The sequence below is a fragment of the Actinomycetes bacterium genome (assembly GCA_036510875.1).
Lineage (GTDB): Bacteria > Actinomycetota > Actinomycetes > Prado026 > Prado026 > DATCDE01.
In genome coordinates this window covers 1-14,194 of record DATCDE010000318.1, presented here as the reverse complement: position 1 = coordinate 14,194, position 14,194 = coordinate 1, and the positions used below count along the sequence as shown (strand labels likewise).

Here is a 14,194-nt window from a genome sequence, read left to right as displayed (position 1 = left end):
CTCGGAGGGCTGCGCCGGATCGGGATCGATGAGATCAGCTACAAGCGTTCGCACCACTACCTCACCGTCGTCGTCGACCACGACCAGCGACGGCTGGTCTGGGCCGCGCCGGGGCGGGACAAGGCGACCCTGGGTGCGTTCTTCGACGCCCTCGGACCTGAGCGCAGCGCGCGGATCACCCACGTGTCAGCGGATGCGGCGGACTGGATCGCCACGGTCGTGGCCGAACGGTGCCCGAACGCGGTCCGCTGCGCCGACCCGTTCCACGTCGTCGCCTGGGCCACCGAAGCCCTCGACGAGGAACGCCGGCATGCCTGGAACACCGCCCGGGGCGCCCTGGACAAGCGCCGGGCCGGACGCGCCACCGGCGACGCCCGCAAGCTCAAACACGCCCGCTACGCGCTGTGGAAGAACCCCGAGGACCTCACCGTCGCCCAGCAGGCCAAGCTCGCCTGGGTCGCCCGGACCGACCCGCGGCTGCACCGGGCCTCCCTGCTCAAAGAAGGCCTGCGGCACGTGTTCGCAGTCAAGGGCGAGGAAGGCAAGCACGGACTGGACCGCTGGCTGGCCTGGGCCCAACGCTGCCGCATCCCGGCGTTCGTCACCCTCGCCCAGCGGATCCGCAAACACCGCGCCGCGATCGACGCCACCCTCGAACACGGCCTGTCCAACGGCCTCATCGAGTCCACCAACACCAAGATCCGACTGCTCACCCGGATCGCCTTCGGGTTCCGCTCACCCGACGCCCTGATCGCCCTCGCGATGCTCAGCCTCGGCGGTCACCGACCCGTCCTACCCGGCCGAGCCGCCCACGGATGAGTCAGAAGAGCCCATTATGCCGCTGACCTGCACAAACGCCCCTCGACGTTATGAGGTGTCACCACCCGAGGCGGGCCGGCCGTGACTCTTAACCTCACCGTTTCGTGATCTTGCTGGTTCGTTCATGCCGTCCAGGGCGGTCTGACCGCAACCAGGCCAGACCCGAATCGACCTCGTCCGGCTCAACAAGCGCGCCCGCTGGGACCGCATCCGTGCGTGCGAACGCTAGCGGTGTGCGGGCCGGCTGGGACAGGCTTGGTCCATGGAGTACCAGGTCGAGAAAGTCGAGGTGGAGGAGCAGCCGACCGCGGTCGTGCGCGGGCTGGTGTCCGAGGCGGGGATCGCCGAGTTCCTCGGCGGTGCGTTCGCGGAGATCATGGGTGTCGTCGGCGCCCAGGGCCTGCACCCGACGGGCCCGCCGTTCGGCTGCTACGTGCCGGGAGAGAACGGCTTCGAGGTCGAGGCCGGCTTCCCCATCAGCGGTCCGGTGAAACCGGCCGGACGCGTCATTGCTTCCTCGCTCCCCGGCGGCCCCGCCGTCCAGGTGCTGCACAAGGGGCCGTACAGCGGGGTCGCGGGAGCCTACGAGGCGGCGGAGTCCTGGCTCGCCGAGCACGGCTGGGAGGCGACGGGCCCCCCGTGGGAGTCGTACCTCGACGGGCCGGATGTGGCCGAGCCGCGCACCCTCGTGTACCTCCCGAGCCGCCCCCGCTGAGCCGCGGCAGCCCGGACCGTCAGGCCGGTGGGCCGGCTGGCACCGCCCCGAGCTGCTGCATCATCGCCAGCGAGTCCATGACACCCCAGTGCTCGTGGACGAGACCATCGTCGCCGAAGCGGAGGATGTCGATGACCTGCACGTCGACGCTCTTGCCAGTGGCCGGCATGCCCATGAAGCCACCCTTGTGCGTCCCGGTGACCCTCGCCCGGGCGGCAACCTTGTCGCCGCTTGCCATCAGGTCCTGCACGTCCATGTGCATGTCGGGGAAGGCTGCCTGCTGCATCCGGAAGAAGGCCGCGGCGCCCGCCTTCGTCGGGGCCAGCCCCGGCGCCTGCTCGTGCTCGACGAAGTCGTCCGCGAGCTGGTCGCTGAACCCGTCGATGTCTCCGGCGTTGATCCGGTCATAGAGCCGCTGCGCCCCAGCTGTGTGGTCCATCGCTCGTCCTCCAGGGATGGTGCTGGCCAGTGTTGCTTCGACCGGGGCCGCCGTCCATAGGTCTGCTCTGCGGGTGTGCTGGAGGAGCACGGTTGGGGATCTGGTCAGCTTGCCGCTTCGCTGCCAGGCCGCGGCTGTTCCGGCCGCGTCGCCGGCCGCACCCGCAGGTGGGACCCGGCCATGGCGCATGAGGAGCTGGTTCGCAGGTTCTCGAGCAGCTGTCCCACCCTGCCGAACATGCGCGGGTCGATCCGGCAATCGGGCAGTATGGGGGCCACGCCACAACCTGCCCGCCGCGCAACTAGCGCTCGCGACGTGATGCCGTCGGCGATGTACGGCAACGGCCCCGATGTCCACGCACCGGCAACGGTGGAGCCCCGTCAGGCTGTGCGGGTATGAGTCGGGAAGGCGCTATCCGTGGAGCTCCCGTAGCCGCACGGAGAGGCAGGTGACGCAGCCCTCGAGCTTCTCGTACTCGCTGATGTCGACGGGGACTGGCTGGTAGCCCAGATCGGCGAGAAGCTCGGCGGTGCGGGGCGCGGCCGAGGACATGAGTAGATGGTCTCCCCCAAGGAGCACGACGTGGGAACCGGGTTCCTCGGGCACGGGAAGGAACCTGGGGTACATGCGCGGGTCGTCGACCACGGGCGGGTAGCCGATCACTGTCCCGTCTGGCAGGGCGGTAACTGCGCTCTTCAGGTGCAAGACCTTGGTGACTGGAACTGCGATGACGGCGGCGCCGAGTGGCTCCAGGATCGCCCGCAGCTGGCGGACCCCTTCGGCATTCGTTCGGCCGCCTCTGCCGACGTAGACGAGGCTGCCTACCTTGAGGACGTCTCCGCCGTCGAGGGTGCCGGGGGACCGGATCGCGTTCACCGAGCAGCCGAGCGCGGCGACGACCTTCTCGACGTCGACGGTTTCCGGTTTGCGTGAGTCCGCGCCGGGCCGGGTGATCACAGCGACGTTGCGGAACATCACCACGGCGTCCTCGATGAAGACACCGTCGGGGCAGTCGTCGGCGGGGGGGACCTCGACGGTCTGCCAGCCGTGACGGGCCAGGGTCTCGACGTAGGCATCCCACTGGCTGAGTGCGCGGCCAAGGTCGACCGGGGAGCGCTCGATGTTGGTCACCAGCCCCTCGTCGAGGCGCGGGCTCGGGCGGCGGATGAGGGCCTTCCTGCTGGGCATGGCGACTCCTTCTTTCACACCTGGCGGTCGCCCGGCGGCGTTCGGGGTGGGAGCCTCGTGCCCACCCCGAACGCCGTGGGTCGTGCCGACGGATCTACCGAGGGTCGTGCCGACGGATCTAGTGGTGGATCATCTCCGCGTGGGGGATGTCTGGGTTGTACTCCACCGGCTCCATCGCGAGTCCTTCGCGCTCCCTGCGGGCCTTGAGGAAGGCGTAGATCGGCAGGCCGATCAGCACCATGATCAGTGCCTGGTAGACCGCCGCGTAGCCGGCCGCCGCGGTCACCCACAGCGAGAACAGCACGGAGGCGCCAGCGATGGCCAGGTCACGGCCGAGCATCCACCCGCTGACCTTCCGCCGGCGCGAGACCAGGTAGGACAGCTGGGCGCACGCCGAGAAGAAGTACGGGATCGCGACCGTCACGACGGACAGCGAGACCAGGTAGGTGAACACCTTCAGACCCAGAGAGTTGGGGTTGGTCGGATCCAGGTAGCTCCACGCCATCAGCAGCGAGGCGACCGCGGTGGAGACCACGATGCCGAACCACGGTGCGTTGTACCGGTTGGTCAGGCCGAAGTGCTCGGGGAACAGCACGTCCTTCGCCGCCGCGCGGGCGATCTCCGCGGTCACCAGGGTCCAGCCGATGAGGGCACCGAAGCCGGAGACCACCGCCACCAGTGCGACCATCCAGCCGGCGGATGAGGTGCCGGGGAACATCGACTGGAAGGCCGAGACGAACGGTGCCTCGTCCTTGGCGAGGGTGGTGCTGGGGACCAGGCCCATCACGGCTGCTGTCACCAGCACGTACAGCAGGGCGCACATGGCAGTGCCGATGATGGTCGCGCGGCCGACGTTCTTGCGCGGGTCACGCACTCGTGACGTGGCGATCGAGGTGGCCTCCACCCCGATGAAGGAGAACAGCGCCACGCCAGCTGCGATGGACACCGCGGTCATCCAGGACCCGCCGGAGGTGTTGAAGGCCGGGTAGTTGGACGAGGCGAACGCGACGAAGAACCAGGCGAACAGGCCGATGAACAGCAGCGGCAGGAACTTCAGCACGACGGTGATGTTCTGGAACCACGCCATCGAGCGGGTCCCGAACAGGTTGATCACCGCCGGGATCCACAGACCAGCCATCGCGATCGCGAACAGCGGCCAGTTGTTGTTCGCCGGGTAGGTCCAGCCCCAGGCCTCCATCGTGAAGCTCTTCACGTAGAGCACCCAGGACGCCACGATCGCGGCGTTGCCGGCCCAGCAGGTGATCCAGTAGCACCACGCCGTCAGGTAGCCGGCGAAGTCACCGAACTCGTGCCGGCTGTAGGCGTACAGGCCACCATCAGTGGCCGGGATGCGCCTGGTGAGCTGCCCGAACATCACCCCGAGCAGCAGTGCTCCCACTGAAATGACCAGGAGCACCAGGATGGAGATCGTGCCGGCCCCGGCCATCACCGCCGGCATCGTGAACACACCGGTGCCGATGATGCTGCCGATGACCAGCGCGGTCGCGGACGGCAGGCCAAGTGCGCGAGCGGCGCCTTGCAGCGGCTCCGCGGCTTGAGCCTTGTGGGTAGTCGGGTGAATCGCGGCCATGGGGACCACCGCCTCCTTTGTTGAGATGACACCACCCTTGTCTCGTCACCCGGCCTCCGGCAGAGCCGAAAGTCCATCCGGCGCCCAAGGGGTCAAGTCCAGGAACGGGGCGTACGAGGTCTGATCCTTCGTTGCTGGCGGGTCAGGCCGTGATGGCCTGCTGGGTGGGCTGGCTGTCCTCCTCGGCTGGGTTGGTGCCGACGGCTTGGGCGCGGGCCAGGACGTCGAGTCCGAGGTAACGGCGGCCTTCGGCCCATTCGTCATGCTGTTCGGCGAGGACTGCGCCGACGAGACGGATGATGCCGGCCCGTTCGGGGAAGATCCCGACGACGTCGGTGCGGCGGCGGATCTCGCGGTTGAGGCGCTCGTTGGGGTTGTTCGACCAGATCTGGCGCCAGACCTCTTTGCGGAACGCGGTGAAGGCGAGGATGTCGGGGCGTGCGGTCTCGAGGCGCTCGGCGACGTGGGGCAGCTTGCCGGCCAGGGCGTCGACGACGCGGTCGAACTGGGCGTGCACGGAGGCGGCGTCGGGCTGGTCGTAGACCGAGTGCAGCAGCGCCTTGACCCACGGCCACGACGACTTCGGGGTGACCGACATCAGGTTCGCCGCGTAGTGGGTGCGGCAGCGCTGCCAGCTGGCGCCGGAGGTGACAAGCTTGACCCCGGTCAGGCCGCGGGCGGTCAGGCCGCGGAAGAACCCCAGCCAGCCCGCGCCGTCCTCGGACGTGGTGACCTGCAGGCCGTGGATCTCCCGGTGCGTTGATCCCGGTCGCGACCAGCGCGTGGACGCCCACCACCCGGCCGCCCTCACGGACCTTCAGCACCGGGGCGTCTGCGGCCACGAAGGTGAACGGGCCAGCGTCACCCAGGTGACGGGTGCGGAACTCCTCGACGTGGGCGTCGAGGTCCTTGGCCATCTCGCTGACCTGGGACTTTGGCAGGGTCGTGATGCCCAGGCTCTGCACCAGCTTGTCCATCCGCCGCGTGCTGACGCCCAGCAGGTAGCAGGTCGCCACCACGCTGGTCAGGGCCCGCTCGGCCCGCCTGCGCCGCTCGAGCAGCCAGCCGGGGAAGTAGGAGCCCTCCCGCAGCTTGGGGATCGCCACGTCGACCGTGCCGGTACGGGTGTCCAGATCCCGATGCCGGTAGCCGTTACGCCGATTGGTCCGCTCCGGCGAGGCCATGCCGTACTCCGCGCCGCACACCGCGTCGGCCTCCGCCGACAACAACGTGTTGATGAAGGTCTGCAGCAGCTCAAGCAGCAGATCAGGGGACGCCTGCGCGAGCTGCTCCTCGAGCAGACGCGCAGGATCGATACTGGGACGGACGGTCATCGCGGTGTCCTTCTTCGAGTCGGTTGTGAGAGATCGCTCGAAGGATCACCCGATGACCGTCGCCCACTCACGTAGCGACACGCTCACCGGGATCCGTACACCACTCTGCTGGACACAACTGCCCAAGGACAATCAGTTGCCCAGGGACCTTGTCTGCGCTGACCTCGGCGCACCGGCGCATCGACTGGTTCCGTCGGACTGGTCGCCCGCCAGGGAGGACCGATCGGGTGACCTAGGGCACGCTCAGGGCATGACACGTCTTCCGGGGGTTGTGCGGAGCACGCTCGACTGGTTGTTCCGCGACCGTGCGACCGGTCGTTTCGTGGTCGGGCAGTGGCCGAACGCCGCACTCCTGGTGTTCATGTCGGCCCGGGGGCTGCAGTGGCTGATCGGGACGACGAAGGGGAACGCGGCGCTGGCCCTGCAATGGCTGGGTACTGCTGCCCTCACTTGGTGGGCAGGGGACGAGCTCATGCGGGGCGTCAACCCGTTCCGGCGGATCCTGGGCTCGGCCGTGCTCGTAGCCGTCGGGTACGACATCTTCCGCCAGCTCCGATGAGCCCGTTCGTGCGACCAGTCCTCGTCGCAGCAGAGGCAGAACGCAGAATCGAGTTCGGCGACCTGAATGGCGAAGTGCGTCACCGGGGCCGTTCCTGGCTCCTCGCGCCCGATGGGCCAACCGAGCAGTTCCGAGTAGAACTTCGCCAAGACGCCGGGGTTCGGCGCTGGCGTGCAGGGCTCCTCAAGGTCCGGTCCCCTCGTCGGTGAGGGTGACGTCGAGGTCGAAGGCCTTGGCGCACCTGGCGCACTCCCCCGCGAGACTGTCGGCTAGCGGCCCGACGACGCCGAGGCCAGGAGGGGCTCGACGGAACCGGTCGAGGGGAAGGACGACTCGGTGCCACGGCGGGTCACGCTGTCGGACGCGCAGGCGCATCCAAGCCGGGCCGCCGTGGCCTCGTCCCAGCCCGCCGCAAGGGCATGGGCGAACGCGCCCACGAAGGCGTCACCGGCGCCGGTGGTGTCGACGGCGCGGACGCGGGGTGCGACCACCTGTAGGACCTCGCCGTCGGCACCGATCCACACCGCCCCGGCGGATCCCAGGGTGACCAGCAGCCGCATGCCCAACGATTGTGCGCAGTGGCGCAGGTCGTCGGGCGACGTTGGGTCGAGTCGGCCACCGACCAGCGACCCCAAGGCGTCGAACTCGGCCTCGTTCGGCACCAGCCAGTCGGCGGCGGAGAACAGTCCGGCGGTCAGGTCTTGGGCGGCGCCGGATTCAGCACGGTCAGGATGCCGAGCTCCTTGGCGCAGACGAATGCCGCCTCGGTGATCGCCACCGGAACTTCGAGCTGGCCGACGACGACGGCTGGCCGCGGATCGGGCTCCAGCACCGCGAGCGCGTCGGCCACAGTGAGCCGGTCGTTCGCCCCGGGCACGACGATGATCCGGTTGGTCCCGTCCGGCTCCACCCAGATCGGGGCGACACCGGAGGCGACACCGCTCGCGCGGACGACGGCGGAGGTGTCCACACCCTGGGTCCGCAGGTTCGCCAGCGTCGAGTCGGCGAACACGTCGTCGCCGAGGCAGGCTGCCATCCGTACCCGGGCGCCAAGGCGCGCGGCCATCACCGCCTGGTTGGCACCCTTGCCGCCGAAACCCAAAGCGAACTCCCGGCCGGTGGTCGTCTCCCCGGGGGCGGGCACCCGGTCGACGTAGGTGACCATGTCGACCATCGTGCTGCCCACCACTGCCACCGTGGGCTGCACAGGCGGCTGGGTGATCACGGGTCGCAGTCTGGCAAAGCCCGCTGTGGGGAAGAAAGCAGAGGTGCCATGTCGTCCCGATCACCGGTCTTGGACAGTCTCGACCCGGTCATCGCCGAGTCCCGCGACGTGCGGACCCGCCCCGACCGGATCGTCGCCTGCGCGGACTGGATGGCCTACGAGGGGTTCGGCCCGCCCGCCTCGCCGTTCCCGCTGCCGTGGGGCACCACCGATGAGGAGACCATCAACTTCCTGCTCGCCGGGAACTGCATCAACTTCGCCTACACCGACTTTGACACCCGGGTGACCTTCGAGACCGGGTACGCCGGGCGCACCTGGTCGGACTCCGACGCGATGTTGGTCTCGATCTGCCGAGCTGTGGAGGACGGCGTGCCGTTCCTCGACGGCGATTACCTGGCCACCGTGACCCGAGTGGACCTCGAGCAGGTCTTCCGCGGCACCACCGAGATGCCGATGTTGGAGGAGCGGGCCCGCATCCTCAACGAGGTCGGTCGAGTCCTCGCCGAGTCCTACGGCGGCCGGTTCCACCGGTTCACCGCCTCCTGCGCTCCTCGCCTGTACGCCGGAGGGGACGGCTTGCTGGAGCGGCTCGTCTCGCAGTTCCCCCGCTTCGACGACGTCAGCAGCTACGGCTCCGCGCGACCGCAGTTCTTCAAGCTCGCCCAGCTGGCCCTGTGGATGACCTACGGGAGCCTGCACGACGGGAACCGGTTCCCGATCGAGGACATCGACCGGATGACCGCGTTCGCCGACTACATCGTCCCGGTTGCGCTGCGCGTCATGGGGATCCTGGAGTACTCCGCTGAGCTGGAAACGGCGATCAACGCCCGCGAGGAGATCCCAGCCGGCAGCCCCCGGGAGATCGAGCTTCGGGCGCACGGCCTCTACGCGACCGACCTGCTGCGCGCCGAGCTGAACGCCCGCCGACCGGCCGACCGGCAGCTCATCACCCCCCAGGTCGACGCCCGCCTTTGGACCCACTTCCGCACCACCCGCTGGCCCCACCACCTCACCCGCACCACGATGTACTGACCGGTCAGCACTCGCCTTGAATCGCGTCAGTCGCGGGGTGCAGTTGCAGCGGTTCGACTCAAGCTCGTCAATCCCTGGCTGGTCGCCAGTCTGCTGCCGATCCCCCAGGCCGGACGGTGGACCTCGCCACGAAGCCCCTGAGCTCCGGGGGAAGATGGCCGGGGCTAGGACCTGTCGGGCGGGTCGTGGCCCAGCAGTCGTTCCAGCCTCGACCGCAGCGCCGACGCACGGTGCGCATTGCCGTGCAGCCCGATGTATCGGTCGCCGAACGCGGCCAGCAGCGCGTCGTCGAGACGTCGCACGGCTCCGGGCGGGTAGCGGTAGGCCATCCGCGCAGTGAGGTCCAGCTCGTTCACCGGGCGGAGCACATCGCTGAGATCCTGCAGGGAGGTGACGCCGAGCTCGAGCAGCAGGCCAGAGATCCAGTCATAGTGGTCGGTCCGCGACCACCCGGCGTCGGTGTACTGACCCGCCAGGAACGCCGCTAGCTCCCGCGGGTCGATGCGCGGGTCGTCGTCCTGACTGTCCCGGATCACTGAGGGGCCGCTACGCAGCCGGTCGCGAATCGCCGAGAACTCCCGATCGGCCAGTTCGAGCAGACCGGCCGCCAGCGTGAACCGGCGGTCGAACTCCCGGACGTGCTCATCCGGCACCGTCCCCTTGTAACGGATGTCGTGCTCGAACTCCGCCCACGCGTGCTGCAGGACAGTCCGGATCTGGACCGAGGCGAGACGCCCACGCAGCGGCGGGTACGCCGGCTGGCCCTCGCGGCCCGGGTCCAGCGCGATCAGCAGGTGCCGGCTGGCGTAGCCGAAGCGGCCCTCACTCGCGGTCTCCTGCCCCATGTCCCGATCGTCCTTGACGATCACCTGGTCGGCCATCAGCTCGGCCACGGCGGCGACATCGCTCAGCACGTAGGTAATCACGCGGACGCCGATCTGGTCGGTGATGTCGCGCAGCGGGTCGGGATACAGCAGTGTGCCGTCGACGCGACGGGTGGCCTTGGCAGCAAACGACGCGACGCTCTTGGCCCTACCCGTGACGCTCAGGTAGTTGATGCCGGCCTCGTCGAGGATAGTCCGCACCAGCGCGACGAACCCCGCCACCGCGTCGGCGATCGCGCCCTGCTGCGCGGAGTACTCCTGAACGGCCGTGCGCACCGGGTCGTCGCCTCCCCCGGCCACTGAGACCGCCTGGTCACCTCGCCGGGTCGGCCGCTGATCGGCGGGAAGCGTCGGGGTGACGATGTAGCCGGTGTCGCCGTCGCCGTACGTGGTGGTCGCCTGGGGACGGCGGGTGGCGAACAGCGCGACATAGGCGCAGACGACGGCGTCGACCTGGTCCTCCACGACCCGCAGCTGACTCTTGCGGCTGGCGGTCTCTACCGCCCCGACGAGCTGCGACCAACGCGACCCAGTCGGGTCCACCAGCAGCCGTGGCTCCGCCGAGCCGAGCCCCTCGATCAGCCGCATCAGGGTCAGGAGCTCGCCCCGCAGTGCCTCCAGGCTCCGGCCCGGCTTGTTCTTGTACTTCAACGTGCGCCCGAGCCGGAACAAGGACACGGTCGCGGGGTGCGGGTAGACCTCGATCGCCCGCCGGGTACGGCCCGAACGAGGGTTCAGGTCCAGGCCGAGCCGTGCACTCAACCGTGCCCCGCGAGGAGTCCCGCTGAACTCCGGCTTTCGCGTGTTGGACGGGTGAGCACCGGCCTGAAAGCGTGCGAAGTCCAGGTTGAGTGCCGCCTCGGCCGGCCGGTTGCCCGTGGGGTTCTTCACGATCAGCGGGGCGTCGATCGCAACCAAGCAGTCGCCCTGCACATACGACGACAGAGCGGCGGCGATCTCCTCGTCCGTCTGGACCGCCGAGACGTGAACGAGCAGCCCGCTCTGGTCGAGGACAGCCAGGCCCGTGGGCTTGTTCTCGCCCCACGCAAGATCGACGCCGACAAAGTGCACGGAAGCAGACTGCCCTACCCCGGTGCCGGCTGCGCCCGTTGTGCCCGCCTGGCGGCAAGTTCAGCCAGGCTTCGAGCAGCTCAGGCCGATCGTCATGGGCAGCCTTGGACGTCGACCGGCGCCGCATCCGCCGCGAGGAGCGGTTGTCCGTTGGCACGTACGCGGCCACGATGACACCGTGAACCGGGTGTTGCTGCTGCGTCACGGGGAATGTCGGACAAACCTGACCAAGGAGTTCTCCTGTCGGCACGTCGACCACCCACTCACAGCCAAGGGCGGCCTGCAGGCCCGGCAGACGGCGCGGGCACTCGCGGTGGAGCCTGTCACCGCGGTCTTCTGCTCCCCGCTGCTTCGAGCGGTTGAGACGGCCGAAGCCGTCGCTGGAGTGCACGGATTGCCGGTGCACGTTGTTGACGAGTTCCGGGAGCTGGACGTTGGCGACCTGGAGGGTCGGACTCCCACCGTGGACCTGTGGGAGGAGTTCGAGACGGTCTTGGACGCCTGGCGTGACGGGGACGCACACGCTCGGTTTCCCGGCGGTGAGGACCAGCGGGAGCTGTGCGAAAGGATGGGACGCGGGCTCCGGCTCGCCCTGGCGGGTCGACGTGACGAAACCGTGATCGTCGTCACCCACGGGGGGATCCTGACCTGGACGGCGCCCGCCTGGTGCCCGTCGGTGGATCTGGAGTCGCTGCTGCTTCGGGATCAGCCCAACTGTGCGATCACCGAGGTCGACTTCGATGCCAACGGGGTCGGGACCATCGTGCGATGGGCGTCCCACGGCCATCTCAGCGGCGACGCAGCCGATCTGGTTCCCGGCACGCCGCAACCCGGCGAGCTGCCGCGACGGGATGGGTAAGGCCGAGGTGGCGACACCGGTCGAGATCAAGGCGGCCTGGAGGACGCGAGCGGTCCTGGTAGGTCCGGACCAGCGGCTCGACGTAGAGACGGAACCGGTCCTCCAGCATGGCGGGAAGCTGCCTTGGCGCGAAGACCCAGTTCGTGAACACCTGGCCCGAGTCCAGCAGCACTGCGCCCCCACCAGGCTCACGCCGGACCACCGTGAGCCCGAGCTCGCGGCACGCTTCAGTGTCCACCTCTCGCTCGAGCTCCTGGTGGTAGCCGACGGACACGTACGTCTGGCCCGGGGTGACCAGCAGGATGGTGTCCGGTGACTCGCCCGGCCGGAAGTTGTGTCCCAGGGCCAGGAACAGAGCCTGTGAGCGAACGGGTGGAACGTCGGTGAGCCGCAACACCCGCACTGGATCGGACACTCCGCCTCCACTGACGCGACTGCGGCGAGCCGCGGGGCAAACGACGTGGCCGGCTGCACTCCACCAGCGGCAAGCCAAGGATGGGTGGCAGCGGTCCTACCGCGTCGGGCCTTGACGGGATCTCGATGGCCAGGTCGAACTCGGGTCACCCTCGGCCCATCGGACTAGGGGCTGGTTATGAGGTCAGCCGAGTGGGCCCGAGATCGTCCATCCCGCGCCGAGCCGGGAACACGAACGGGGCGAGGGTGGTGATCAGATAGGCAACACCGGTGATCACCAGCGCAGCGCGCAGGCCGAGGCCGTCGACGAGTGCGCCGCCGAGCAGGGTGCCGACCGGGATGCCGGCCCAGGCGGTCGCCCCGAGAGCGCCGAGGACCCGGGTCTGCAGATGCCGGGGGACCCGCTCGTGCTCCACCGCGCCGAGGATCGGGTTGATGCCGCCCACGCCGAGCCCCGCGATGAACGCGACGGCGAGGACCGGCGAGACGCTGGACAGCGCAGCGAGGACGAAGAGCGGGGACTGCCACCGATCAGGAAGCCCCACGCGAAGGTCAGCCGGCGGGGCGGCCGCGGGCCGACCCAGGTCGTGGTCGCGTTCCCCGTGACCGCGCCCAAGCCCAGGACGGCGGACATCAGGCCGAGCGCGACCGCGTTGCCGGTGACGTCGTTGGCCACACCGGCGCGAGGACTGAGGCAAGGCCTGGTCGAGCAGGTTGGTGACTGCCACCATGACCGCGATGCCCAGGAGCAGCCGGTCACCGCGCAGGTGCGCGAAGCCCTCACGCAGCGCGGCCAGATAGCCGGTCGGCGGTTCCTCGTCCGCCGGCTTTGGGCCGGGCTGGGCAGATCGGGGCACGTAGACGGTGACGAGGACGGCGGAGACGACGAAGGTGGCGGCGTCGATGGCGATGACCAGCGGCGCGGACGTCGCGGCGATGAGCACTCCCGCGACTGGCGCGCCGATCATGCCAGCGGCGCGGCGCAGGCCGGCCGGGTGCGCTACCTCGGGCTGTCCGAGGTCGGCGCGGACACCTTGCGTCGGGCCGCCGCGGTACACCCGATCTGCGACCTGCAGGTCGAGTACTCACTGCTGTCCCGGGGCATCGAGGCGTCGATACTGCCCGCAGCCCGCGACCTGGGCGCCGCGATCACCGCCTACGGGGTCCTGTCCCGAGGGCTGATCAGCGACTCGACGGACACCGAGTTCGGGCCAGGTGACTTCCGGGCGCACGGCCCACGGTTCCAGGGCGAGAACTTGATCCGGAACCGACGGCTGGTGGACCGGTTGCGCCCGATCGCTGCCCGAAAGGGTCTGTCGGTGCCACAGCTGGCCATCGCCTGGCTCACCGCGCAGGGCGAGGACCTGGTGCCGGTCATCGGCATGAAGCGCCGCGACCGGCTGGACGAGGCTGTTCGAGCAGCCGGCGTCCGGCTCAGCACAGCCGGCCTCGCCGAGATCGAGGAGGCGCTCCCGGCCGGGTCAGCGGCAGGTGGACGCTACCCTCCCGCGCAGCTGGCGCACCTCGACAGCGAACGCTGAGCCGGGCATCAGGCGGGGGCGGCCACTCGGTCTGCGGCCCTGGCGCACAGGGCGCGAACCGCGGCGGCGACCTGCTCCAGCGCGGAGATCATCGTCAGGTGTCGGCCAGGCACGAGGGTCGGTGGTGGGCTCCCGATCCGGGCGGCGACCTTGGCCGGGGTTGACGTCGCGTACTGCGGGTCGCCGGCGCCGAACACGACGCTCTTGGGGATGGCGCTGGCGCGCAGCACGTCCAGCTGGACGCCGGACATGCTGGGGATCCCGGTGCGCAGGATGCTCCACAGCGCCCCCTCGGCGCCGGGCTGCTGCAGCGGACGCCGCCAGACCTGGACGCCGGCGGCGGTGAGCCGCGGGCAGGTCGGCCCGCACTGGGTGTCGTAGAGGGCGCGGACGACCCAGTCGGAGCGCAGCCCCAACCGGAACATCGTCGTCCGGTACGGGTCGATCACCAGCCGGCGCAGGAACGGCGGGCCGGGCAGCGGCTCGGCGTCCCCGTCGAGGAACATCACCCCGGCGACCCGCG

11 protein-coding genes and 3 pseudogenes are annotated in these 14,194 nt (G+C 69.6%); 6 read left to right on the top strand and 8 right to left on the bottom strand.

Annotated elements, in window-relative coordinates:
* Positions 1-819, top strand: an 819-nt coding sequence (locus VIM19_18350; GenBank protein ID HEY5186810.1) for an ISL3 family transposase, incomplete at its 5' end; no start/stop codon positions are given.
* 262 nt (positions 820-1,081) lie between these two features.
* Entirely contained in the window at positions 1,082-1,534 is a 453-nt protein-coding gene (locus tag VIM19_18345; GenBank protein ID HEY5186809.1) for a GyrI-like domain-containing protein, read from the top strand.
* A 19-nt stretch (positions 1,535-1,553) separates the two neighbouring features.
* Here VIM19_18345 and VIM19_18340 read toward each other — a convergent pair whose 3' ends face one another.
* The 4 genes and pseudogenes from VIM19_18340 to VIM19_18325 all read right to left on the bottom strand — a co-directional run bounded on the left by VIM19_18340 (position 1,554) and on the right by VIM19_18325 (position 6,086).
* Entirely contained in the window at positions 1,554-1,973 is a 420-nt protein-coding gene (locus tag VIM19_18340; GenBank protein HEY5186808.1) for an ester cyclase, read from the bottom strand.
* Between the two features lie 411 nt (positions 1,974-2,384).
* Entirely contained in the window at positions 2,385-3,161 is a 777-nt protein-coding gene (locus VIM19_18335) for a N(G),N(G)-dimethylarginine dimethylaminohydrolase (protein ID HEY5186807.1), read from the bottom strand.
* A gap of 118 nt (positions 3,162-3,279) precedes the next feature.
* Complete coding sequence (locus tag VIM19_18330) at positions 3,280-4,752, bottom strand: amino acid permease (GenBank protein HEY5186806.1); 1,473 nt, start codon at positions 4,750-4,752, stop codon at positions 3,280-3,282.
* A 142-nt stretch (positions 4,753-4,894) separates the two neighbouring features.
* Positions 4,895-6,086 (bottom strand): annotated as a pseudogene (locus VIM19_18325) (IS256 family transposase).
* 250 nt (positions 6,087-6,336) lie between these two features.
* Between VIM19_18325 and VIM19_18320 the strand changes: the two are divergent.
* Positions 6,337-6,645 (top strand): hypothetical protein, encoded by a 309-nt coding sequence (locus tag VIM19_18320; protein ID HEY5186805.1) that lies wholly within the window; start codon positions 6,337-6,339, stop codon positions 6,643-6,645.
* A gap of 269 nt (positions 6,646-6,914) precedes the next feature.
* On the opposite strand, the pseudogene VIM19_18315 reads toward VIM19_18320, so the two are convergent.
* Positions 6,915-7,810, bottom strand: a pseudogene (locus VIM19_18315) (ribokinase).
* A gap of 108 nt (positions 7,811-7,918) precedes the next feature.
* Between VIM19_18315 and VIM19_18310 the strand changes: the two are divergent.
* Positions 7,919-8,902: a queuosine salvage family protein gene (locus tag VIM19_18310; protein ID HEY5186804.1), complete on the top strand. Its 984-nt coding sequence runs from the start codon at positions 7,919-7,921 to the stop codon at positions 8,900-8,902.
* A 164-nt stretch (positions 8,903-9,066) separates the two neighbouring features.
* Here VIM19_18310 and VIM19_18305 read toward each other — a convergent pair whose 3' ends face one another.
* A complete protein-coding gene (locus VIM19_18305; protein ID HEY5186803.1) occupies positions 9,067-10,857 on the bottom strand; it encodes a DUF429 domain-containing protein in 1,791 nt (596 codons plus the stop codon).
* 94 nt (positions 10,858-10,951) lie between these two features.
* On the opposite strand from VIM19_18305, the gene VIM19_18300 reads away from it, so the two are divergent.
* Positions 10,952-11,716 (top strand): histidine phosphatase family protein, encoded by a 765-nt coding sequence (locus VIM19_18300; GenBank protein HEY5186802.1) that lies wholly within the window; start codon positions 10,952-10,954, stop codon positions 11,714-11,716.
* Positions 11,717-12,306: 590 nt separating this feature from the next.
* Here the strand turns inward: VIM19_18300 and VIM19_18295 are convergent.
* The gene (locus tag VIM19_18295) at positions 12,307-13,098 is read right to left on the bottom strand and encodes an MFS transporter (protein HEY5186801.1); all 792 of its coding nucleotides are present in this window, start codon (positions 13,096-13,098) and stop codon (positions 12,307-12,309) included.
* Positions 13,099-13,113: 15 nt separating this feature from the next.
* On the opposite strand from VIM19_18295, the pseudogene VIM19_18290 reads away from it, so the two are divergent.
* Positions 13,114-13,671, top strand: a pseudogene (locus VIM19_18290) (aldo/keto reductase).
* 8 nt (positions 13,672-13,679) lie between these two features.
* Here VIM19_18290 and VIM19_18285 read toward each other — a convergent pair.
* Positions 13,680-14,194: alpha/beta hydrolase (locus VIM19_18285; protein ID HEY5186800.1), on the bottom strand; the 515-nt coding region annotated here is incomplete at its 5' end.

Excerpts from the sequence above, each read along its gene's own strand:
- VIM19_18295 (HEY5186801.1), bottom strand. The coding sequence starts at position 13,098 with ATGATCGGCGCGCCAGTCGCGGGAGTGCTCATCGCCGCGACGTCCGCG.
- VIM19_18320 (HEY5186805.1), top strand. The coding sequence starts at position 6,337 with ATGACACGTCTTCCGGGGGTTGTGCGGAGCACGCTCGACTGGTTGTTC.
- VIM19_18330 (HEY5186806.1), bottom strand. The coding sequence starts at position 4,752 with ATGGCCGCGATTCACCCGACTACCCACAAGGCTCAAGCCGCGGAGCCG.
- VIM19_18335 (HEY5186807.1), bottom strand. The coding sequence starts at position 3,161 with ATGCCCAGCAGGAAGGCCCTCATCCGCCGCCCGAGCCCGCGCCTCGAC.
- VIM19_18340 (HEY5186808.1), bottom strand. The coding sequence starts at position 1,973 with ATGGACCACACAGCTGGGGCGCAGCGGCTCTATGACCGGATCAACGCC.
- VIM19_18310 (HEY5186804.1), top strand. The coding sequence starts at position 7,919 with ATGTCGTCCCGATCACCGGTCTTGGACAGTCTCGACCCGGTCATCGCC.
- VIM19_18345 (HEY5186809.1), top strand. The coding sequence starts at position 1,082 with ATGGAGTACCAGGTCGAGAAAGTCGAGGTGGAGGAGCAGCCGACCGCG.
- VIM19_18300 (HEY5186802.1), top strand. The coding sequence starts at position 10,952 with ATGGGCAGCCTTGGACGTCGACCGGCGCCGCATCCGCCGCGAGGAGCG.